We start from the raw sequence: 21563 nt of genomic DNA on the forward strand, positions 1-21563 counted from the left end.
AATATGGTAAATGAACGCTGTATAAACCCGCCGATAACCTCACCCAGAAAAATCCGGGGTTATATTTAATAAACATCTACCATTCAATAAACCGGGCTAAACATATATTTAAGTGATACTGCTTTGCGGTAATCTCTAAAAGCAATAGGCTAAATCAAACCAATCCACAGTAAAGGAGGTAATATGTTTACCCGAAAGCAGTTCCATCAATTTATCCCTGTTTTTGCAGCCCTTTTATTAACAGTACAAACAGTTCATTCGGGAGACGACGGAAAAAAAACTGTCTCTGTCAAGTACCTTAGTTACTCCGGAAATTCGGAAATCAACAGGAAGTTCGCCGGGAAATTATCCGAAAGCCTGAAAAAGGAAAATTTCGAAATAACCGAGAAGGCGGAAGTTGAATTGCTAATCATTACATCAGAAATGGAAAACACAAATCAGATTTTTGTAACAGTTGTTTTTATGCAGGCACTACCGAAAGAAATAATAGAATTCAACAAAAAACATGAAACATTTTACGAGCATTTAAAGGACAAAAGCAAACTTCCGCAGGAAGGGAAGTTTATAAGAGAGCTGGTTACCGAAGAGGTGATTAGTCAATACAGAAATCCCGTCGGCTTTCATACTGCGGTTATTAATAAAGATTTATTTGATGATGAATTCGGCAATCTATTGAAAGAAATAATTGAGCGGGGATTAACAAAGGTCTGTAATTAAATAATAGGACCGCTTCCGCCGGGGAGCGGTCCGGTTTCCGAACGATTCTGGAAAAATACGGGCCTATTTAAAAACCACCCGGAATTTCCTTGGTATAAAACGTATATGCATTCTAAGGAGATTACAGTTTAATTTGATTTCGGTTTCAACGCTATTCTAGAACTTATAACACCAAAAACAAGAATAGATTTATTCTAATTTTATACCGAGCAATGGATTCTCGCCATATGAATTTGCGTCTGGCGTTCCCTTTGTAAATCCGAGCTTAACAATAAAATAAATAAATCCGACTAGTGGAATAAGAATTATTAACGTCATCAAGCCGGATTTATTAATGTCGTGCCAGCGTTTAGTATAAACAGCAAGTGAGATCCAGATACTCATTATTGACCACAGTCCGTAGACAATCCAGATAATTATTTTGGCAAGGCCTACAGCGTCGGTTGTAAATGGGGCGAAGCCAAGAATCAAGCCAAGCGGGTACATAATGCAATAAGAGATCCAGAATGCTGAGCGCGGAATTCTTCCTTTAAATGAAAAAAGAAAATCCATTAAATCCAGTTTAATTCGTGTGGCGCTCCAGTTAATAAAAAGAAAAAGTCCAAAACAGGCTGTTCCGAAAAGAACAAACATATTGAGTACATCATACCACTGATAGAGCGAGTACCGATCTTCTGTAAATTGGGTCAGGATGGAAATAATAAGAAATCCCGGCCAGGTTATTAGATTAATTACAACAGAGGCAAGCAACCATTTTTTGCCAACGATTTCTTTAATTAAAATTGTAAGAGTGACCGCAAATATAGTAGACACAAGAGCCATTGATAAATTGAAGTACGGAAATATTTCATTTAACCCTTCCATTTTAAGTTACTCCAGTTATATTATTAAAAGGTTGAATCCCGGATAAGCGCGGCTGAGTCTTGACAAAGACTATTGATAAATAATCTCTACTGACTAAATAGGATAATTTGAGGAAAGGAGATTTATTTATAATGAATTAATCCAAACGAATTAATTCAATTATTTCAGTAAGATTATTCACCGCATCATGGGTAAGACAAACGCCATTTATCGCGGTGAGAGGCACGTGGAAATTAATTATTAATAATTTATTCTCCAATATATTTTTCAACACGGAGATATATGATCAATAATCTCTAGAGCAGCAATTAAACGGGGGTCTGCAGGGATTTGTAATTAAATGATGATGATGCCGTAACCTTACGGGGAGGGGTCCGGATTCAGAACGGATCGATCCTATACGGAAGAATTTTTTGAAATTGCCCTTCAATATATCAGAATTATCCTGTTCTAAAGAGAGTACAGTTTAATTTGGTTTTATATACAGGTTCATTTTATTTGCATTAGAAGAATGCGAAAATCCTCCTTATTCAAATACGCCCCCTGGCATTTGATTTGATAAACCCGGATAATAAACAAGGGGGAAAAAGATGAAGAAATACATTTTACTATTTGCCATCCTGCCGCTCATTCTTCTCGGTACCGGGTGCTCGGCTCAGAATATTTTTAAAGCAGAGCCGATTGATGAAAAGGAAGTTTATAACGGTAGAGAAATAATTACGAAAGAGATGGGCGATGTAATTATTTCCGTTGAATTTGACGGGCAGTCCGAAAACGATTTTGTGTACTACGTAGAAATAATGAACCGTTCCGGAGAGATTATTCTCGTAAATCCTGCCGGAATTTTTGCCAAAGCCGTAGACCGGAATCTCTCTGAAACCGAAGAATATTTCGGAACGATGCGCGCGGCAGATCCGGAAAGAGAATTGATGCAAATCAACCGCGAGAAAGAGAGCCGTAAGACTATTCATTCAGTTGCTACCGGACTGAATGCAGCGTTCGCTCTTCTAAGTATAATAGGAAATCTATCCGACGACGATACGCGAAATGACGGGGCTAAAGTTGTTCACGATGTTTTTGTCTGGGCCGATAATCAGGCGCGGGAGGAAATCGATTACAGCGAATCTATGAAACATCTCGAATCCCAGAGAAAATTCTGGAAGAATGAAGTGCTAAGAAAAACAGAGCTAAAGCCCGACGACTCGGTGGGGGGACTCGTATTTATTCCGTTCAATCCGGAAATAAAGTTTTTACGATTAACCGTACCTGCCGGAAATTTAAAATTCGATTTTTATTTCAAACAGATCCAGGTTGAATAAAACCCGATTGATCCCTGCCGGCTCTTTGCCGGCGGGAATACTTAAATTATTTAATTACTCCAGCTAAGACTTCTCTTATTGCACGCTTTCAAATTCCTTTATAAGTTTACCGGACAAAATTGCAGATTCGATGAAAACTATTCTTCTCCTATTAACAATAACCGCAGGGATCATCTTTCCATACGGACATGAATACACTTTCTTAATCCGGTATCTGTTAATGGTAATGCTTTTCTTCTCATTCCTTGATATCAAAGCCAGCCGGGATATAATCACCGGGAAACATTTTATAATTCTGTTCACAATAATTTTTTCAGCATCGCTGATATATTTTATTATAAGGCCATTCAGTGATGAACTTGCCCAAACGGCATTCATAACCGCAATTGCTCCTACAGCTATTGCGGCGCCGGTTATCACAAGCTTGAAGAGAAAAAAAGTTGAGTTTGTTGCTTTCTCGTTAATACTGAATAATTTTGCTGTTGCAATCTTAATCCCGTTTATTCTTCCGGTTATATTGCAGAGTAATACCGAAATATCCGTTCTCGATATACTCTTTCCTGTGCTAATCACATTTTCAATTCCGCTTGCTGCAGCACAGATTCTAAAATTTACTTCACAGCGGGTCTGGAAAAAACTTACTGAATGGAAGGATGTTTCGTTCTATATACTGATCGCCAATATTTACATCGCAACATCGGACGCTTCAAATTACATTCGCAGTGAATTCTCGTCGAACCTGGAAATTGTAATGATGATAGCGGCATCATCCGCGTTTTTATGTATTTTCTTCTTCTGTCTCGGCTGGCTCATCGGAGGTAAAGAGTTTCGCCACGAGGCAAGCCAATCCCTGGGTCAGAAGAATAACGCGTTTACGATCTGGATTTCTCTTACATTCATGAATCCCGTTTCAGCAATCGGTCCTGTGTTTTATGTATTCTTTCAGAATCTCTACATTTCATACGAACTGCACAAACACAGAAATGAAATTTGAAAAAGTAAATTCATGTTTCCAGCCGGAGATAAAAGTAATCTTCTAAATTGACAAAGAATCCATTTTTTATATATTTGCAATGCTTCATAAACATTTCACAAAAAAGAGGGCGCATAATGAAAAAGTTACTTGTTTTTTCTTTCCTGTTTATTGCTATCGTAATCAATGCACAGAGCAAATTAGGGTTTAACGTAAATGCCGGAATAGCTTCGCCCGGTGGAGACTTCGGCGACGTTTATAATATGGGATTCGGCGGAAACGCAGGTTTAACATACGATCTGAACGAATCAATACAGTTGTCGGCCTCTGCCGGTTATTACACATTTGCATTCAACAACGAGTATTACAGTGATCTTTTAAAAGAAGCCGGATTCAATGTTACCGTTGACGTTGACGCTCCGATCTCAATTATACCGTTGATGGTTGGCGGAAAATATTTCTTCTCGGTTTCAGATTTCAAACCTTATGTGAGTGCAATCGTAGGACTTCATTTAATGAGTGTATCGGGGAACTCGGTTAATCTCGGAGGAACAAATTACGACATCAGTCAGTCAGCTACCGAAACAAAAGGGGCCTGGGGAATCGGTGTCGGATTTTTATATAAAGTTGCGCCGAAGATTTTTCTGAATCTTGATGCAAAAATGAACGGAAATGCTGCCGAAGTAGGAACAAGCACTTCTTTCCAGACCGGCAATACAACTGTTGAAACCACATCTTCATCAACAACCACATTCATTACTGTTTCTGCTGGTGTTCAGATAGAATTATAATTCTACAATCCGGTCCGGAGATTTATCCGGACCGGAACCTCTTCTGAAAAAAATTTTCTTCTAAAGCAACCTTTCGTCCAAAACCTGCGTCATAAGACTGTTAATTTTTTTATCGGATGTTAAATCTGTTTTTATTAACTTATTTGTGTCTCACACAAAAATGAAAGGGGCGAGGGGACAAATGAATAAATTCTTTAAAATTCTTGCATACATTCTTGGGGGAGTGTTTGTACTTGTAATTGCATTTCTAATCTACTTTAACTCATCATATCCAAAGGTAGATCCGCCGTCGAATGAAACGGTTGAAATAACACCGGCGAGAATCGCCAGAGGTGAATACCTTGCGAAACATGTGGCTGTCTGTATGGATTGCCATTCATCCCGCGACTGGACAAAATTTTCGGGTCCTCCTAAATTGGAAACATGGGGAATGGGGGGCGATAAGTTCAGTGAAGAGATCGGTTTCCCGGGAACCCTCTATTCAAAAAATATTACGCCTGCATCTTTGAAGGATTGGTCCGACGGAGAACTTATCCGTGCGATCACATGCGGCGTAAATAAAGACGGCAACGCATTCTTTCCACTGATGCCGTATTTAAACTATAATAAAATGACAAGAGAGGATCTCTATTCAATTGTTGCATACATCCGCTCTCTCAAACCGGTTGAGAACGAAGTGCCCGAAGGGAGTCTCGACTTCCCTCTCAACTTCATCGTTAAAACGATTCCGCCTAAATCATTCAATCCCTCACCGGAACCGGACAGAAACGATCAGCTTAAATATGGAGAGTACGTTACTAAAATGGCGGCGTGTTTCGATTGCCACACTCAATCGGTTAAAGGGGAATACATTATGGAGAAGGCCTTTGCGGGCGGTGCGGAATTTAATTTCCCCGGCGGCGTTGTAAGAAGCGCAAATATAACTCCGGACAAAAACACAGGGCTCGGCAGCTGGACGAAAGAACAATTCATTGCAAGGTTCAAAGTAATGGATCCGGACAGCAACCAGATTCAATCAGTTAACATGACGGATTACAACACTGCAATGCCCTGGACAATGTATGCCGGCATGACCGAAGAAGACCTGGGGGCTATTTACGATTATCTCTATTCTCTCAAACCGATCTATAATTCCGTTACAAAATGGACTCCTAAAAAGTAGACTGTCTGGTGCAGACCATCCGTCTGCACCAACATTTTTCTCTAATTTATTATAGATTGCCATTCAAAATTTCCGGATCTGAACAATTGAATGATATTATCGCTTCACTCATTCTATTTATTATCGGTGCTATTGCCGCGGTAATAAATGTAAATGCCGGCGGCGGTTCGTCGCTTACGCTTCCTGCGCTTATTTTTTTAGGACTTGATTCAGCAACCGCTAACGGAACGAACAGAATTGCTATTCTTATGCAGAATGTAAGTTCTATTTATACTTTCAAGAAGGCGCAGTACGAACAATTCAACCTCAGCATGAAACTCTCGCTCATTACTCTTCCCGGCGCTGTTCTTGGCGCCCTCGTTGCGATTAAGATTAGCGATGAATTGTTCAATACCATTCTCGGAATAATAATGATTGCAATTACTTTAACAATGATCTTCCCGGCATCAAAATCAAAAAAGAATGACGACACCGAGAATAAAAAAATTACAATACCTCTCTTTCTTACATTTGTTGTGGTCGGTTTCTACGGCGGATTTATTCAGATCGGAATCGGTTTTGTTCTTATGGCAATACTGAACAAGATGATGCACTTCAGCCTTATCTATGTTAACATGCACAAAGTCTTCATCGTATTCATTCTGACAATTCCTGCTCTCCTTATCTTCATCATTTCCGGTAATGTAAACTGGTACTGGGGTTTAAGTCTGGGACTTGGTAATGCGCTCGGCGGATGGTGGGGAACAAAACACTCTATTAAAAAAGGGGATAAGTTTATTAAAGCCGTCCTTTCTATCGCAATACTTATTATGGCGCTTAAACTTATGAAAATAATCCCGTAAGTTTTTTCATCAGACCAGAAGTGTAACTGCGATAACGGGAATATGGATTAACGCAAAGACTCCGAATCTTAAAAAAGTTTCTTTTCTTACATCTTCAGCAAGATATCCGAAATAAGCGCCTTTCATTATTGTGTTGCTCAAAATCGAAATAAGAATGCCTGAAACAATTACACCCGTTGTAAATCCCGACGAATTAACAAGAGACAGAACAAATGGGCTTACATCCGTAACTCCGACAAGAACTGAAAGCGAAAGAATTCCGGATTGACCGAAATATTCTTTTACCAGTCCGGTAATAAAAGATAAGGCAACGAAGAGAACGGCAAATATAAACGCCGGTCTTATCTCGAACGGGTTCTGAAGTTTCTCCGAGTCACCAAGTTTGGAAACCTTATATTTTTTTGTCGGAAAATTAAATAGCGATATTGCAAATCCGGTTCCGCTCAGAAATATCATCTGCCACCACAAGGAGGATATTATGGATGGACTAATAATATAGATGAGAACCAGAAGCCGCAGATACATTACGCTCGATGCGACGAGAACTCCCTGAAGCGCATTTTTCGAAATCTGGTTGTTCTGCTGCGTCATCCTTCCGTATGCAATTGAAACCGCGGTGCTCGAAACTATTCCGCTTACAAGCCCCGATACCCAGAAGCCGACTTTCTCGCCGAGGCGCTTAGACAAAATATATCCTACAAATCCGATCGTTGAAACGAGTATTACTATCTGCCAGACCTTCGATGGGTTCACCCTGAACTGTGTATACTCCTCGTTAGGAAGCACGGGAAGTATAATAAGCGTGACAAGTAAAAATTTAAGCACTGCAAGAAACTCAACGCGGTCGAGTTTTTCTACAAAATCCTCCAGACGGGCTTTTTCCGAAAGAAGCATTGTGTTTATTATTCCAAGCGCCATAGACGCCCATATATCTACAAGCATTGCAAGCGCGCCCACAATGAAAGTTAGAAGTGCAGAGAGTTCGGTTGTAACACCGGGCTGATCGTACTGAAATTTTGAGAAGTATGAAATTGCGGTAAGTGCCGCAAGCGCTATAAGACCGATCGGCAATATCGATTTCTCTCCCATCGTGAAGAGCCACGCGCATCCGAATCCGAATAAACTGATTATCGGGTAAGTCCGGATTCCGCCGAATAAAACTTTTTTATGCTTGCTCTGTGAAGACTCCCGCTCTAGTCCAACTAAAAAACCCAATGCAAGAGCAACAACTAGTCTTAGCTGTACGGTCCACTCAATTGCTTCCATCTCTCACCGTTAATACAAAGTTGAAAAACCATTCTCAATTTGCAGAAAATTTTGTGAAGAATAAACAGAGAATGATTAGACCGGTTTTGTCCGGCTTTCTTCCTATTAATGATTTTTTTTATAGATTTACCGTTAGAATTTTTGATGATTTATTAAAACCATCTTACAACATATCACAACAGCTGCTCTCATTGCATAGCTGCTTATCCTTTAGAGAAATTCTCCGCGGGATAAGTACGTACTTTAAAAATGCTTAAGCATATTTAAAAAATTATAACGAATTTTAATTAGAGAGGATGCAATGAAATATCTTAGTTCATTGGGATGGAATGATTTCTTTGATAATTCATTTAAAAATTTCGATTCCAATACATATAAATGCGGAAGGATCTCCGCTGAAAACAAAACAAATTACTCGGTGCTTACCGGGTCCGGCGAGATCATCGGAGAGGTTTCGGGCAGGTACCTGTTCGAAACTGAAAGACAGAGCGATTTACCGAAAGTAGGAGACTGGGTTGTAATAACACTTTTCAATAATAATGAGTTGGCTGTTATTCATCAGACGCTTCCAAGAAGAACAAAAATATCCCGGAAAAGCGCGGACAGAAAAACAGACGAGCAGATAATAGCCGCAAATGTTGACATCGCTTTTATTGTTCAGTCGCTTGACGATAACTTTAACATAAACCGCCTGGAAAGATATCTTTCCGTTGTATATCAGGGCGGGGTAAAACCCGTCGTGATTCTGAATAAAACAGACCTCTGTAATGACGTGGAAGAAAAGGTTAAACTTGTTAAAGAAAGGACGGGAATTGAAAATCCGGTTTCTGTCAGTGCTCTTAACCGCGATGGTTTGGATGCAATAACAAGTATGATTGAGCCCGGATCAACCATTGTATTCCTCGGCTCCTCGGGCGTTGGAAAGTCGACACTTATAAACGCGCTCCTTGGATACGACCGCTTCGCAACAAATGAAGTGCGGGAACAGGATTCAAGAGGGAAGCACACTACAACCCGCCGCGAAATGGTTCTGCTTCCCTCCGGCGGTATATTAATAGACACACCGGGGATGAGAGAGCTCGGTCTCTGGAATGCAGATAATGGGCTGGCTCAAACTTTTTCGGAATTCGATGATTATTCGGAATCGTGCAAATACTCCGATTGTACTCATACACACGAGATTGGTTGTGCCGTGCTAAGTGCGCTCGAAAAGGGATTTATACCCAAAGAGAGATACGAGAATTATCTTAAGCTGCGCAAGGAATTGAAGTACCTGGAATCGAAGCAGAATATCTCCGCCCAGATTGAAGAGAAAAGAAAGTGGAAGATTATTCATAAAGAGCTGAAGAATTTCAACAAGAAGAACAAGCAGTAAAATCAGAACAACGGGGTAATAATTTTCAACGAATGATTTTTATTACCCCGGAATATTTCAAAAGTAACTAAGCCATTTATACTTTCTCTTCTTTTTCATTTCATAAAACCATTTTGATAATGGGTACATAATAACGACTGCCAACAACCATGCGATGTAAACTCCGAATAGACCATATCCAAACTCATTTGGCCAGCTAGATGGATCGGAATTATCAAACAAAAAAACTGCATCAAGCCCTTGCGCCAGTGCAAGAACAACAGCAAGAAGATGTATCACGGGAACATGAAGCAGATAATAGAAGAGCGGAACTCTTCCAAATATCAAAAGAATTTTTTTAGGAAGACCAATTAACTTTTCGAAAAGAACGAGTGTAATAAAAGATGGTCCGAGCGTCATTAATAAAAACAGCAGTGATGGCGGATATTTTTCGGTATTAAGAAATTCAAGAAGTGTATAGAACGAATTATCTCGTGTTATCCATGGATGCGGATCGCCATAAAGATTTATGAATCTTAATATGATGAAAACAGTTGTTACCGATAAACCGAGTTGGATAAGAATTTTATTCCGATCATGCGCCGGCAATAAAAACAATTTACCGAATCCGTATCCGGCGGCCATTACACCTATCCATGGAATGATAGGATAAACAACCCAGAACAATCCGTCGCTGCCGAATCTTATTTCGCCCCCGTCATGAAGGAAAATCCAGATTGTCTTAAACCAGCCGAGGTCCTCTGCTCTAATACCATCCAGCAAGTTGTGAAAGAGAATCATTACAATGCCGGATATTGTGGTAACTCTTAATGGCAGATAGATGAGTCCCGCTAATACAATCATTGCAACACCAAGGACCCATATTACCTGGACCCATGCATAAGAATAATTAACATTGAATTGCCATCCAAGACGGACAAGCGTAAGCTCAAGCACAACAAGAAGCAGTCCTCTTACAACAAGGTATTTAGCAAGCTCCTTCTTCGATTCGGTTTTCAATCCGTAAAGAAATGCCGAAGTTCCCGCAAAGAATACAAAGACGGGCGCGCAGAAGTGGGTTATCCATCGTGTTATAAAATAGTATGCGTTACCGTTTGTTAAATCAAGAGGATTGAACGGGGCTGCGGAAAAGAAATCGCGGGTATGATCAAGCGCCATTATTACCATTACAAATCCGCGAAGAAGATCAATCGACTCAATTCTTCCCTGTTTATTTAAGATGGTGCCGTCAACATTATTTATTTGTCCTGCCATAAAATATCTTTCTACAAAAGTCTATTGTTAAAATTAAAGTATGAAAAAAATTGGGGAGTTCAAACCGCACAACTATATTCACAATACTTACAAATCTGTTTATTATTTTTAAAATGGAAATAAGTAAAAGAGTTGATATGATTCATCAGAAAGAAATTACAATAAAGCAGATCGGTCGCGGATTTCATTTAATTACCAACGAGATCCTTCAGCAATTGCCCGAACTTAAAAACACAAGGAGGGGAATTGCACATATTTTTATTAAGCATACTTCGGCATCGCTGACAATAAACGAGAATGCCGATCCGACTGTCCGTTCCGACATGGAAACATTTTTCAACCGTGCAGTTCCGGAATCCGACATTAAATATTACGAGCATACACTAGAAGGTTCGGATGATATGACCTCGCATATTAAAGCGTCGATGCTGGGAAGCTCTGTTACAATCCCGATTACGGATGGAGAATTTAATCTTGGTACATGGCAGGGGATTTATTTGTGTGAACACCGCAACTATGGCGGAGCGAGAAGAATTGTTGTTACGATTTATGGCGAGTGATAGAATGCTGATTGGAAAGCTTAAGGCGGATAAATAAAAAGCCGCAAAGGTAATCCTTCAAATAATTTGTGAGAGATTACCCTTGCGGAATGATTCAGATTATCAAAGCTGCGGTTTCTTGCCCAGCACATCCCCAATCTTATAATGCTTAATCTCGCCCAGATTCAGCTTCTTAATTCCTTCCTCAATTTTGCTTCTATCTCCTACAACCACAACAGCCATTTTATCCGGCACTATATATCTCTTTGATACTTTAGATACATCCCCGGCACTCACATTAAGAACCTTCCCGATATAATTATTGAAATAATCGCCCGGCAGATTATAATCGATCATCTCCTCGATGTTTGCAGCAATCTCTGCAACGGTCTGGAAATTATCCGGATACCCCAGCGCCACATAATTCTTTGCTCTTGTCAGCTCCTCCGCCGGAATCGGTTTAGTAATTCCATCAAGCTCTTTAAAAAACTCAACAAGCGCTTTATCCGTAACTTCGGTCTGAACCGATGAACGCGCTACAAACGGTCCCGCATACGGACGCATATCGAATGCCGATCCCGCGCCGTAAGTATAGCCGTGCTGCTCGCGGAGATTGTTGTTGAGCCTGGAAGTGAACGATCCGCCGAGAATTGTATTAATAACTGTTATCGGGAAATAATCCGGCGTAAGTCGATCGGTTCCGATCCTTCCGATAGAAATAACCGACTGCGCCGAGCCCGGTTTATCAACAAGATAAATAACGCGCTTATTAACCTGTCCGGCCTCTTTCAGCTTAACCGAAGGAACATCCCCTTTTTCCCATTTGCCGAACGCGTCTTCAAGTCTGGGAACCAGCTGTTCTTTAGTAATATTTCCCACGACAATTATATAAGCGTTATTCGATTTGAAATATTTTGCGTGGAAGTTTTTGAAATCGTCGCGAACAAAACTTTTCAGAGATACTTCATTTCCCATTGTCGGGCGGCCGTACGGATGATCCGTACCGAACAGGAATTTCTGAAACGCTACACCGGCAATTGTGTTTGCCTGATCGTGCCATTGAAGAATTGCGGTAAGTCTTTCCTTACGGATCCTGTCGAGTTCCGCCTGAGGAAAATCGGGACGGAGAAGAATATCCGCCGCGATCTTCAGCGCGTCATCGAATTTGGAAAGAGGGGAGTGAAGGTTCAATCCGGTTTTATGCCATCTGGAGAATGTTGAGATCCGCACGCCGAGATAATTTATTTCATCTGCAAGCTGAAGCGAGCTTTTACCTGCAGCGCCTTCATCGAGCATATCCGCCGTAAAATTGGCAAGACCCGATTTTCCTGCCGGATCATCGGCTATTCCGGATTTAACGATTACATTCATCTGAACAAGCGGAACATTATGCTTCTCCATCAATACAACTTTCAATCCGTTCGATAACTCAAACGACTGAATTGCCGGAAGACTCAGTTTCTTCGGTTCGCCGAGCTGAGGCACTTTTGTTCTATCGGCTTTCTGCGCAAATGCTGCAGAACCGATCAACAAAATAATTGCAGCGAATCCCATTATTCTTTTATTCATTTCCCTTTTCATTTCACACCTCCCTCTTTCTTCTGAACCGCCAGATCCGTTTTGCCTTTCGGGACAATGCTGAGAATTACTCTTCCGTTATCGGGCAGGTATGTCTGAGCCATTGCGCGTATATCCCCGGGGCTTATCCCCTTATAACGGTTAAGGTCCTCGTTAAAATAATCCGGGTTGCCTGTATAGAAATAATACTGATTGAGAAGGTCGGCCTTTCCACCGAAACCGCCGACACTCTCCAGCCGGTCCAGAAATTCCGCTTCCGTCTGGTTAACTACTTTCTGAAGTTCTCTTTGAGAAGGGGGTTCGGCTTTTATCTTATCGATCTCCTCCTGAATAACTTTTTTCAATTCTTCAAGAGTACGGCCCGACTTTGCGGTAGCTATAATAAAGAACTCGCTGCTCAGTTTATTCGAATTCTGGAACGCGATTACATCCTGTGCTATCTGAAGTTCGTAAACAAGGCGTTTGTAGAGCCGCGAATCCTTGCCGGACGTAAATATTTTTGCAAGGAGATCCATCTCTGTATCGCCCGGATGATAGAACGCAGGAGTAACCCACGTCATATAGAGGCGCGGAAGCTGAACGTTATCCTCTTGTAGTAGAATTTTTTCCTCGGTAAGTTTTGCCGCGGGAGGATCGATTGGTGGAACGGGCTTGCCTCTCGGAATCTCGCCGTACCATTTTTCAACCAGTTTAATTGTCTCTTCGATATTGATATCGCCGGCTATAGCGAGGGACGCATTGTTGGGCGCGTAATAGAGACGGAAGAATTCTATAACGTCCTCAAAACTTGCCGCGTCGAGATCTGCCATAGAACCGATGGTCGTCCAGTTGTACGGATGACCTTCGGGATAAAGGTTCTTTGCGAGGATCTCCCACGAGAGTCCGTATGGCTGATTCTCGTAGCTCTGGCGCCGTTCGTTCTTAACAACCGAACGCTGACCGTCGAGCTTTTCCTGCGTCATTGCGTCGGGCAGGAATCCCATTCTGTCCGAATCGATGAAGAAGACAAGTTCGAGTGCGTTGGAGGGGGCGTTCTCCCAGTAATTAGTCCTGTCGGTATTTGTAGAACCGTTATTGTTGCCGCCTACGGCTTCGAGCCACTCGTCGAATTTACCTTCGGGAACGTTCCCGGACCCTTCGAACATCAAGTGTTCGAAGAGGTGCGCGAACCCGGTGCGTCCCGGTTTCTCGTTGCCCGAACCTACGTGATACCACATATTAACGCTTACCATCGGGACGGTATGATCTTCGTGTAGAAGAACATTCAATCCGTTCGGAAGCACAACGCGCGTATAAGGCACGCTGATCTGCTTCTCCTGCGCTATCGTAAATCCGCATAGAAGAACCAGCACAACTGCAATCCGCTTCATGCATACTCCTGTTGTTTGTGTCATTCTTCTTCCGGCAGAGCCGGGCGAAGAATCTATTGGTTAATTAATTAATACTAATATTCTTTCATACATAAATTAACCATTTCTACTAAAGTGCGGAATGGAAAATTTGATGCAGGTTTTAGACGGATGAATGTCGCATTTTGATGGACAGCAAAAAAGATAAAATTTATATGTGTGTTAGATACAGGCTTGAATTAACAATCTAGTTTTGTAATTTTATATGTCTGTAAATTCAACGAACAAGTGAATTATGCCGTTATTATATTATTGGCGAGGTGACAATTATAGGCGAGATTTAGATTTCGGTGCAAGCTATCATTTAAACCAATCAAATAAACTACTTCACGAAATCGAAATTGGAGATAGCCTGTGGGCATTTACTAAAACCAACAATGGTAAATATGTTTTAGCGTCAGAATTAGTTATTACAGCAAAAACATATAATCCTTCGAATTATCGATATGGTAGATATAGAGTTTGGGGTGATTTAGAAAGATCTAAATATTTTAAAGTTATTGTCCAGCCTAATTTTGAGAACATTTTAAGAAATTTCTCGATTACAATTAATGCAAAACTGCTTGGACAATCTTTTCAGGGTCATGCTGCTCTAAGAAAAATATCTTATCAAGACAATCTAATTTTAAAAGAATATTCAAAACTTTTACCAATTGAAGAAAGAGCTAGACTTTTACCAGAAGAGAGACTTGAAGCGTTGATATATTCAAAAAATCCAGAGGCTATATATAAATTGTTTAAGGAGGTTCCACACGGTATAGCTGAAAAAAGAATTGAATATCTTTACACTAAATCACCAAGAAGAAATGCTGAATTCGTTGTCCATCTTAACGAGCTTTATAAGGGAAAATGCCAAATATGTTCTTGGGACCCGATAAAACACTATGGCAGAAATATTTGCCAAGTCCATCATTTGCAATGGTTAAGTCGGGGCGGAGAAGACAATATTAAAAACTTAGTACTATTATGCCCCAACCATCATTCGGCCGTACATAGGTTAGATGCTGTTTTTGATTTCTCAAGTTATTCATTTAATTTTTATTCGAGAACAGAAGCCTTGTCACTAAATCTTCATTTATAGATATTCTATAAGCTATATTACAACCAAAATGTTTCTTACAAATACTGCTTTACAACAAATTCTTTCCATCCGGTTTCAAACTGTCCCGTTGTAATTCCAAGTGTTGTAGTTATGTTGGCGTTTGTTTTAATCAGCTGCACAAACTTGCTCTTACCCCATGTATTAACAATATATTCGGCGAGGAGATAGCCGACCGCATAGATTTTCTGATTACCCTGATTAAAATCCGTATTAAGCTCTTCAAGTGTAGGGAAGCTGCCTGCAGCTAAATAGGAAATATTACGCGGGTGGACGAAATCGCCCGCTTCGTAAAGAGCGACCGCCTCCCAGAGCCACCGCGGATTGTTTCCAAAACGGTTATTAACGTGGAGAGAAACAATATGAGCAAATTCGTGCAGAACCGTCTGCGGCAGATTGTGCCTGTTAAGAACTCTGACTGTTGTAAGGTTATAAACGTATCCTGTGGAGCCCCAGTAGTTAACTCCGAGGTCGCGCTTCATATCGTTCTGGAAATGTGTCTCGTCGTTCCAGATCTGAACATTTACTTTCGGCAGCGAGGTCAATTCTAGGTCGGAGAGAATCCTGCTGTAATTTTCATTCAGCTTATTAAGGACAGGCGCAGCAACGGTGTTTGCGAGCCCGTCGTATAACTCGAAAGCAAAGTGTTCGGAAAGAACCGGCGCATTATTCTCCGGCGCAATTACAGTGGGTGCATTCTCTTTGCACGATACATTAATGAGTGCGATGAGGAATATCAGGAGATTTGTTTTCATACAGTCCGCCGGCTGAAATTTCCGCAAGCAATATCGTTAGTAAGTTTGCAATTGTACATACCAATAATTCTGCATTAGGTTTTACATGCGCGGTGTCATTCTGATGACAATCAGAATCTGCGCATAAAGGAATCGCTGTACGATACATTTGCCGTAACGACCCGGGCCCGGAATAATCGGGATTCAGAATGGCATGTCAGGATTTTCCTGTGAATCTTTTTCAAGTTCCCAACGCATGGGATTATCAATTATGTATTTCCGAATGTTATAAAGTTCCTTTTCGTTGCGGATAATACGGTCGTAAAATGAACGCTGGAAGATTTTTTTATTATGGAGTGATCTTGTTTCAATCGTTACCTGACGCTTGAATTGCTGAATAATTATTGAAAGAAGCATTTTTGTCCTGTCAGTCGGGGACGCAAATTTTGCGTCCCCGCTATTTTTTCGGGATGCATAATATGCATCCCCGACATCGGTATTTGAGTGTGGATTTATAATTATAATTCCGTGTAAATGATCCGGCATAATTTGAAATTGATCCAATTCAGCATCCGGAAAATGTTCCGGGATTGAATACCAGCATTTGTAAACAATCCTGCCTGATTCACTTAAAATCATTTTCCCTTTTTCAATCCGTCCGAATATTTCTTGTTTATCTTCAGAACAGATTGTTATAAAATAATAACCGGGATTGCTATAATCGAAATCTTTGTGGCGTAATCTTTTACGTTCCGGGAATTTACTTTTCATTCCCCCCTCCTTAAAATGACGCAGTATTAGCACCGGTGTAAACTCAGAAAAAGTTTTATTTACAGATATTATAACGCGGCAGGCAATATGTAATTTGCAATTATATTGAGAACGCCTCTCTCCTGAACATCGGCCGTAGCCCAGTCGCTATCCGGATAGGACTGCACTGCAACAATCATATTAAGCGACGGAACGCATAGAACAAACTGTCCGCCGTGTCCTATCCCCGTAAAGACTTTTAAGCCATTCACTTCACCGAGCCACCATAAATAACCGTAGCCAACCTTATTAAGATTACCCCAGGGAATTGTTGAAGAGCCGGAATAAGTAACAAGAGAATTACTTACCCAATCAACGGGTACAATCTGTTTGCCGTCGAGCTTTCCGCTGTTTAAATAAATCAACCCGAGAACGGCCATGTCCCGCGTTGTAAGATAGATATTATTACCGCCGAAATAATTTCCCTGCGGATCCTTCGGCCAGTTGCGGGCATCGAATCCGCACGGATCGAAGAAATTCTCTTTTGCAAAATCGAATGTACTTTTGCCGCATCCTCTCGCAAGCAGTGCGGATAACAGATGTGTTCCTGCTGTTGAATACTGCATCCGCGACCCGGGATCGAAACTTAACTGCGAGCTAAGAATTGTTTTAACCCAGTCGCTGCTGTTTGTAAATGTGAAATAAAATTCCTGATCGCCTTTGAAGCCGGCTCTCATTTTAATTAGATGATCAACCGTAACATTATTAATGCGGGGATCGATTATGTTTTGTTTGTATTCGGGGAAATAATCGACCAGCTTTCTGTCGAGACTTAAGATTCCTTTCTGAACGGCAATTCCGAAAAACGCGGAGAGAAAACTCTTCGAGACGGACCGGATCGTCTGATAGCTGGAGGGGGTTCTCTCTTTAAAATATTTTTCAGCGGCGAGGCGGCCGTTCCGGATTATAACCATTGAATAGATATACCCGGTATTTGATGCTTCGCTGAATCCCTCTGATATGAGCCCTTCGTTCAGATTTTCGTTCGTAGGATTGGAGATTTCCCAGTTATAACTCTTAAAGGACGGGCCGTCCGTGTCTGTTTCCGTTACACAGGAGTTGATCAGAAAGAGCGGGAGTAAAAAGGAGAATAAGCTTTTTGTCATCCGGACTCCGCATAAGGATTTGAAGTTCCGTCAAAAGTTAAACGAAGGAATTATTAGAATCAAAGTAATAAATTAGTGCGATTGCCATTTCAGAAATTTTTATACAATTTAGAAACGTTAATCGCTTGTAAAGATGAAAAAGAGGAAACCGAAAAAGCCGAAATTGAGGATTCCCCTTCCGAAACAGACGCCGAAGGTGAAGGAATCCGCGAAGGTCTATAAACGGAGCCGGGCAAAAAGGGTAAAAGAATGATTCAATCAAATACCCGGGGGCGTTTCAATTCCGCCCCTGCTGATGAAATCTTTCCCGCCGAAGAACTCTTTAACTGAATTGCTTGTTCGCTAAATAAAAAACCGGATATGAAAAAGATTAAAATTTTATTGGCCGCATTATTCCTGATTATTCTCCCTTTAGATGAAAATATGGGGCAGGAATTAAACATAATTCAATCATTTGAAGCCGGAAGGGGGGAGATCAACAGAACAGGGATGATAGTGCTCGGTTCCTGGGCCGTTGGAAATCTATTGATCGGTGCATACAGCAATTACAAGTACGAGGGTCAGACGAAATATTTCCATCAGTTCAACGCTATGTGGAATGTTGTGAATCTCGGCATTGCTGCTTTCGGTTACTTCAGCGCCGCCGGTTCGGACCCCGGGTCAATGACTGCATCGCAAATACTGAATGAATATAATTCACTTCAGAATTTTCTTCTGCTTAATGCCGGACTGGATGTGGCATATATGGTTACGGGATTGTATCTGAAGGAACGTGCTAAGAACTCTTCGAATGCCGACCGTTTGAGAGGATACGGAAACAGCCTTCTTCTTCAGGGTGGATTTCTTCTGGCTTTTGATGTGGCTCTCTATTTCATTCACCAGAACAACGCGTCGGTAAATCTTTATCCGAATTTGGAAAGTTTATTGAGCGGCGGAGCAGGAATAGGCGTGAGGATAAGTCTATAAATGAAAGGAGCGGGAATTAGAAAGAATATTTTCTCCGGAATCTTATTGCTGGCGGTATTCGTGTTGAATGGAACTTCGCCGGGTCAATCGCTCGAGGATTTTAAAATGATCTGGGAGGCGCGATACGATAATATTTCGTTCGGCGATAAGCAGAACAGAATCCAGGCATCATTAAGAATTCCGTTCGAAATAAATTTATTTGACGATTATTATCTGATCGGACTTACATCAACCGGAAGCAATTTCACTTCGCGCTGGGAGAATGTTAAGGATTTCAGGGTGAGCGGCGAGAACAGGAGATTCAATTTGAATCTAAGACAGTTGTATTTTCAGAAAGAGTGGGAGAGTTCTCGAATACAGATCGGATCTATTCCGACAATTAAAGGAAAAGTATCGAGTACCGGTCTCGGAAGCAACGGATGGATCGACGGGGGAAGATTTCAGTTCAATGTCTCGTCTGCAATTGTAGAGTTTGTGGGGGGAAGCCTTACAGACCTTAACACACCCAACTTCCTGGACAGAAATTTTATACTCAATTACTTCGAAACAGAGATCTCAAAAAAATTCGGCGAAAATACGCTTGCCGAAATATCATACGAAAGATTAGGAAAGGACGATTATCTAAGAGGCGAATACCGGGTGGACATTTATCTTTCCGGTAAAAATTATTTTCAGCTTACTCTGGAGTCATTCGTTCATCTTAACAATTCCTCTGTTAGTTACGGCATAACTCTCGAATCAGATCTGCTTAAGTGGTTTGATGATAAGCTGGAGGAATACGCAGAACTTAAGGTCTATTTCAATCATACCGACGAAGAAATTGGAACACGGGGATTCTTAACAGACGATTTCTACCGTTTCGGTAATACATTAACAGTAGAGCTGACGGGTAAAATAACAGATGACAAAAAAATCAGGTGGTTCTCCGAGAATTACATAAGCAGGGAGCCCCGGTTTTTAGCGGGAATCAGAATCGATTTGAGCAGATAGAAAATCATAAATGTGAGCAACAAAAGAAGCGACCTCGCAACTCAAAAAACCTTAAAGAAACCGGCTGTTCTACGTTTAATCAAATAAAAAAAAATACTTAAGAAACCTCTCCTGAATTTCACCTAATCATATTTTTAATTCAAGAAATAATAACCGGCATTTAGAATCGTTGCAAAGCTAACCCATAGCAAGTATGGAATATTCAAATAAGCAGCAAGCGGCTTTAATTTATAGAACAGAGAAATCATGACCGCTATGTTAACCCATAAAAGAATAATCTCTAAAAGTGCAATGCCAATCATATTAAAATAGAAGAAGATAAAACTCCACGCAAAGTTCAATAACATTTGAGATGCAAAGACTATAATTGCCCGGTTTCTTTGCTGAGAAGGGCTTTCTTTCCAAATAAGAAAAAATGAAATGCCTAAAAGAATGTATAAGGATGTCCACACGGGACCGAACACCCAATTGGGAGGACTGAACGAGGGTCTGTTTAATGATGCATACCAGGTTGGAACAGCCTGAGAAGTAAACATTCCGGCAACAGCTCCCACAGATAAGGGAATTATTAAAGAGAGAATAAGCTTAACAATATTTGATCTTAACATTTCGAATATTCCTGTTTAACAGATTATTTTATTTCTTCTGTACCATCGGCATATTTTGCAAATCTACCTTTTTCTTTTGGATGGACATTATCAGATCTTTTCCAGGGCCACCCGCCAAATTGAGTCTTCCGAAAATCATCGAATGCCTGCTGTATCTCTTCTCTGCTATTCATTACAAAAGGACCGTACTGAACGACCGGTTCATCAATAGCTTTGCCCTGAAGCAGAAGTATGTAAGCCTCTGTTCCGCCGTTTTTAATCAATACATTTTGATCGGCAAGCAAATCAACCGAATGATAAGATTCAAGATTTATTCCGGCAATTTCCAGCGAGTAGCCTTTATAAAAATATAGCGACCTGTTAATTCCAAAAGATGCGGGGGGCAATGACCACTCGGCATTTTCCTCAAGTTTGATAAGCCAAATAGCAACTTCATTTTTCTCATCTGCCGCCCAGGAATCTGGTGCCGGCCGGGGAGCAATTACATCTTTAATCCCCCCTGCAATAATCCTTACTTCAATCGATTTTCCTTTAGGGTCCTGTTCCTTATAAAACGGAATATCTTCATTCCACAACATTTTAAAATACGGTTTACAAAACTTACTGGATTGGGGAAGATTGAGCCATATCTGAAAAAGTTCGCATGGATTATTTTCGGTTTTATTTAGAAGAGGAAACATTTCGGAATGCTGAAGACCGGAACCGGCCGTCATCCACTGAACATCTCCGTTGCCATATCTGCCCGCGGCACCATGGGAATCAGAATGATCTACAAATCCTTGAAGTACTATTGTAACCGTTTCGAAACCTCTATGAGGATGCGCGGGAAAGCCGGGTATTGTTTCGCCGTGATACATTCTCCACCCATCTTTCAAAGTAAAATCCTGTCCAAGGTTTCTTCCTTCTAACGACGCATTTGGTCCAAGTAGATCGTTGCCGGGAGGAAAATTGTCAAGATGATGCACGCAGAATAAAAACGGATTATTGGTTTGCCAGGTAAAGCCAAGAGGTTGAATGTTTGAGATAATCTTATTGTACATAATAATTCTTCCCCAAATACTGTGCTGCTTATTTCAATTTATATTCCGATCTAATCTAATCAATTTCTAAAACAAAGTCGGTCCGCTTGCTTTAAATAAAATTAAAACAACATTTTGTTTT

At 40.9% G+C, this 21563-nt stretch carries 21 protein-coding genes; 11 read left to right on the forward strand and 10 right to left on the reverse strand.

From position 1 onward, the window contains the following. Positions 1-183: 183 nt before the first annotated feature. Positions 184-717: a hypothetical protein gene (locus tag PLZ15_04620; protein ID HOI29024.1), complete on the forward strand. Its 534-nt coding sequence runs from the start codon at positions 184-186 to the stop codon at positions 715-717. Positions 718-906: 189 nt separating this feature from the next. On the opposite strand, the gene PLZ15_04625 is transcribed toward PLZ15_04620, so the two are convergent. Further along, a complete protein-coding gene (locus PLZ15_04625) occupies positions 907-1581 on the reverse strand; it encodes a DUF805 domain-containing protein (GenBank protein ID HOI29025.1) in 675 nt (224 codons plus the stop codon). Positions 1582-2171: 590 nt separating this feature from the next. On the opposite strand from PLZ15_04625, the gene PLZ15_04630 reads away from it, so the two are divergent. The 5 genes from PLZ15_04630 to PLZ15_04650 all read left to right on the forward strand — a co-directional run bounded on the left by PLZ15_04630 (position 2172) and on the right by PLZ15_04650 (position 6668). Continuing rightward, the gene (locus PLZ15_04630; GenBank protein HOI29026.1) at positions 2172-2900 is read left to right on the forward strand and encodes a hypothetical protein; all 729 of its coding nucleotides are present in this window, start codon (positions 2172-2174) and stop codon (positions 2898-2900) included. Positions 2901-3030: 130 nt separating this feature from the next. Then, complete coding sequence (locus PLZ15_04635; GenBank protein ID HOI29027.1) at positions 3031-3894, forward strand: hypothetical protein; 864 nt, start codon at positions 3031-3033, stop codon at positions 3892-3894. 116 nt (positions 3895-4010) lie between these two features. Continuing rightward, the gene (locus PLZ15_04640) at positions 4011-4664 is read left to right on the forward strand and encodes an outer membrane beta-barrel protein (protein ID HOI29028.1); all 654 of its coding nucleotides are present in this window, start codon (positions 4011-4013) and stop codon (positions 4662-4664) included. 181 nt (positions 4665-4845) lie between these two features. Beyond that, the gene (locus PLZ15_04645) at positions 4846-5826 is read left to right on the forward strand and encodes a hypothetical protein (GenBank protein HOI29029.1); all 981 of its coding nucleotides are present in this window, start codon (positions 4846-4848) and stop codon (positions 5824-5826) included. 86 nt (positions 5827-5912) lie between these two features. Next, on the forward strand, positions 5913-6668 hold the full coding sequence (locus tag PLZ15_04650) for a sulfite exporter TauE/SafE family protein (GenBank protein HOI29030.1): 756 nt from the start codon (positions 5913-5915) through the stop codon (positions 6666-6668). Between the two features lie 9 nt (positions 6669-6677). On the opposite strand, the gene PLZ15_04655 is transcribed toward PLZ15_04650, so the two are convergent. Continuing rightward, positions 6678-7934, reverse strand: coding sequence for an MgtC/SapB family protein (locus tag PLZ15_04655; protein HOI29031.1), 1257 nt, complete (start codon positions 7932-7934; stop codon positions 6678-6680). A gap of 301 nt (positions 7935-8235) precedes the next feature. Here PLZ15_04655 and rsgA point away from each other — a divergent pair, with 301 nt between their 5' ends. Further along, positions 8236-9309 (forward strand): ribosome small subunit-dependent GTPase A, encoded by a 1074-nt coding sequence (gene rsgA / locus PLZ15_04660; protein HOI29032.1) that lies wholly within the window; start codon positions 8236-8238, stop codon positions 9307-9309. A gap of 57 nt (positions 9310-9366) precedes the next feature. Here the strand turns inward: rsgA and PLZ15_04665 are convergent, their stop codons facing one another. Further along, a complete protein-coding gene (locus PLZ15_04665; GenBank protein HOI29033.1) occupies positions 9367-10563 on the reverse strand; it encodes a heparan-alpha-glucosaminide N-acetyltransferase domain-containing protein in 1197 nt (398 codons plus the stop codon). A gap of 137 nt (positions 10564-10700) precedes the next feature. Between PLZ15_04665 and PLZ15_04670 the strand changes: the two genes are divergently transcribed. Beyond that, complete coding sequence (locus PLZ15_04670; protein ID HOI29034.1) at positions 10701-11123, forward strand: secondary thiamine-phosphate synthase enzyme YjbQ; 423 nt, start codon at positions 10701-10703, stop codon at positions 11121-11123. A gap of 102 nt (positions 11124-11225) precedes the next feature. On the opposite strand, the gene PLZ15_04675 is transcribed toward PLZ15_04670, so the two are convergent. Next, positions 11226-12683, reverse strand: a complete 1458-nt coding sequence (locus tag PLZ15_04675) for a pitrilysin family protein (protein HOI29035.1) — start codon at positions 12681-12683, stop codon at positions 11226-11228. After that, on the reverse strand, positions 12680-14074 hold the full coding sequence (locus PLZ15_04680) for a pitrilysin family protein (GenBank protein ID HOI29036.1): 1395 nt from the start codon (positions 14072-14074) through the stop codon (positions 12680-12682). The genes PLZ15_04675 and PLZ15_04680 overlap by 4 nt, the downstream gene beginning before the upstream one ends. Positions 14075-14324: 250 nt before the next feature. On the opposite strand from PLZ15_04680, the gene PLZ15_04685 reads away from it, so the two are divergent. Continuing rightward, entirely contained in the window at positions 14325-15170 is an 846-nt protein-coding gene (locus tag PLZ15_04685) for an HNH endonuclease (protein ID HOI29037.1), read from the forward strand. A 35-nt stretch (positions 15171-15205) separates the two neighbouring features. On the opposite strand, the gene PLZ15_04690 is transcribed toward PLZ15_04685, so the two are convergent. The 3 genes from PLZ15_04690 to PLZ15_04700 all read right to left on the reverse strand — a co-directional run bounded on the left by PLZ15_04690 (position 15206) and on the right by PLZ15_04700 (position 17838). Further along, the gene (locus tag PLZ15_04690; protein ID HOI29038.1) at positions 15206-15943 is read right to left on the reverse strand and encodes a hypothetical protein; all 738 of its coding nucleotides are present in this window, start codon (positions 15941-15943) and stop codon (positions 15206-15208) included. 183 nt (positions 15944-16126) lie between these two features. Then, complete coding sequence (locus tag PLZ15_04695) at positions 16127-16693, reverse strand: hypothetical protein (protein HOI29039.1); 567 nt, start codon at positions 16691-16693, stop codon at positions 16127-16129. A 68-nt stretch (positions 16694-16761) separates the two neighbouring features. Next, complete coding sequence (locus PLZ15_04700) at positions 16762-17838, reverse strand: serine hydrolase (GenBank protein ID HOI29040.1); 1077 nt, start codon at positions 17836-17838, stop codon at positions 16762-16764. Between the two features lie 360 nt (positions 17839-18198). Here PLZ15_04700 and PLZ15_04705 point away from each other — a divergent pair, with 360 nt between their 5' ends. Both PLZ15_04705 and PLZ15_04710 read left to right on the forward strand, forming a co-directional pair. Continuing rightward, on the forward strand, positions 18199-18804 hold the full coding sequence (locus tag PLZ15_04705; GenBank protein HOI29041.1) for a hypothetical protein: 606 nt from the start codon (positions 18199-18201) through the stop codon (positions 18802-18804). Then, positions 18805-19794, forward strand: coding sequence for a hypothetical protein (locus PLZ15_04710; GenBank protein ID HOI29042.1), 990 nt, complete (start codon positions 18805-18807; stop codon positions 19792-19794). 134 nt (positions 19795-19928) lie between these two features. Here the strand turns inward: PLZ15_04710 and PLZ15_04715 are convergent, their stop codons facing one another. Together PLZ15_04715 and PLZ15_04720 are read right to left on the reverse strand one after the other, a co-directional pair. After that, positions 19929-20402 (reverse strand): tryptophan-rich sensory protein, encoded by a 474-nt coding sequence (locus PLZ15_04715; protein HOI29043.1) that lies wholly within the window; start codon positions 20400-20402, stop codon positions 19929-19931. Between the two features lie 23 nt (positions 20403-20425). Beyond that, entirely contained in the window at positions 20426-21442 is a 1017-nt protein-coding gene (locus PLZ15_04720) for a pirin family protein (protein ID HOI29044.1), read from the reverse strand. Between the last annotated feature and the right edge of the window lie 121 nt (positions 21443-21563).

The organism is Melioribacteraceae bacterium (assembly GCA_035362835.1).
Taxonomy (GTDB): domain Bacteria; phylum Bacteroidota; class Ignavibacteria; order Ignavibacteriales; family Melioribacteraceae; genus DSXH01.

Coding starts and splice junctions, on each gene's coding strand:
- PLZ15_04620 (HOI29024.1), top strand. CDS start 184: ATGTTTACCCGAAAGCAGTTCCATCAATTTATCCCTGTTTTTGCAGCC.
- PLZ15_04630 (HOI29026.1), top strand. CDS start 2,172: ATGAAGAAATACATTTTACTATTTGCCATCCTGCCGCTCATTCTTCTC.
- PLZ15_04625 (HOI29025.1), bottom strand. CDS start 1,581: ATGGAAGGGTTAAATGAAATATTTCCGTACTTCAATTTATCAATGGCT.
- PLZ15_04640 (HOI29028.1), top strand. CDS start 4,011: ATGAAAAAGTTACTTGTTTTTTCTTTCCTGTTTATTGCTATCGTAATC.
- rsgA (HOI29032.1), top strand. CDS start 8,236: ATGAAATATCTTAGTTCATTGGGATGGAATGATTTCTTTGATAATTCA.
- PLZ15_04700 (HOI29040.1), bottom strand. CDS start 17,838: ATGACAAAAAGCTTATTCTCCTTTTTACTCCCGCTCTTTCTGATCAAC.
- PLZ15_04645 (HOI29029.1), top strand. CDS start 4,846: ATGAATAAATTCTTTAAAATTCTTGCATACATTCTTGGGGGAGTGTTT.
- PLZ15_04665 (HOI29033.1), bottom strand. CDS start 10,563: ATGGCAGGACAAATAAATAATGTTGACGGCACCATCTTAAATAAACAG.
- PLZ15_04710 (HOI29042.1), top strand. CDS start 18,805: ATGAAAGGAGCGGGAATTAGAAAGAATATTTTCTCCGGAATCTTATTG.
- PLZ15_04635 (HOI29027.1), top strand. CDS start 3,031: ATGAAAACTATTCTTCTCCTATTAACAATAACCGCAGGGATCATCTTT.
- PLZ15_04670 (HOI29034.1), top strand. CDS start 10,701: ATGATTCATCAGAAAGAAATTACAATAAAGCAGATCGGTCGCGGATTT.
- PLZ15_04705 (HOI29041.1), top strand. CDS start 18,199: ATGAAAAAGATTAAAATTTTATTGGCCGCATTATTCCTGATTATTCTC.
- PLZ15_04685 (HOI29037.1), top strand. CDS start 14,325: ATGCCGTTATTATATTATTGGCGAGGTGACAATTATAGGCGAGATTTA.
- PLZ15_04680 (HOI29036.1), bottom strand. CDS start 14,074: ATGACACAAACAACAGGAGTATGCATGAAGCGGATTGCAGTTGTGCTG.
- PLZ15_04715 (HOI29043.1), bottom strand. CDS start 20,402: ATGTTAAGATCAAATATTGTTAAGCTTATTCTCTCTTTAATAATTCCC.
- PLZ15_04720 (HOI29044.1), bottom strand. CDS start 21,442: ATGTACAATAAGATTATCTCAAACATTCAACCTCTTGGCTTTACCTGG.
- PLZ15_04690 (HOI29038.1), bottom strand. CDS start 15,943: ATGAAAACAAATCTCCTGATATTCCTCATCGCACTCATTAATGTATCG.
- PLZ15_04655 (HOI29031.1), bottom strand. CDS start 7,934: ATGGAAGCAATTGAGTGGACCGTACAGCTAAGACTAGTTGTTGCTCTT.
- PLZ15_04695 (HOI29039.1), bottom strand. CDS start 16,693: ATGAAAAGTAAATTCCCGGAACGTAAAAGATTACGCCACAAAGATTTC.
- PLZ15_04675 (HOI29035.1), bottom strand. CDS start 12,683: ATGAAAAGGGAAATGAATAAAAGAATAATGGGATTCGCTGCAATTATT.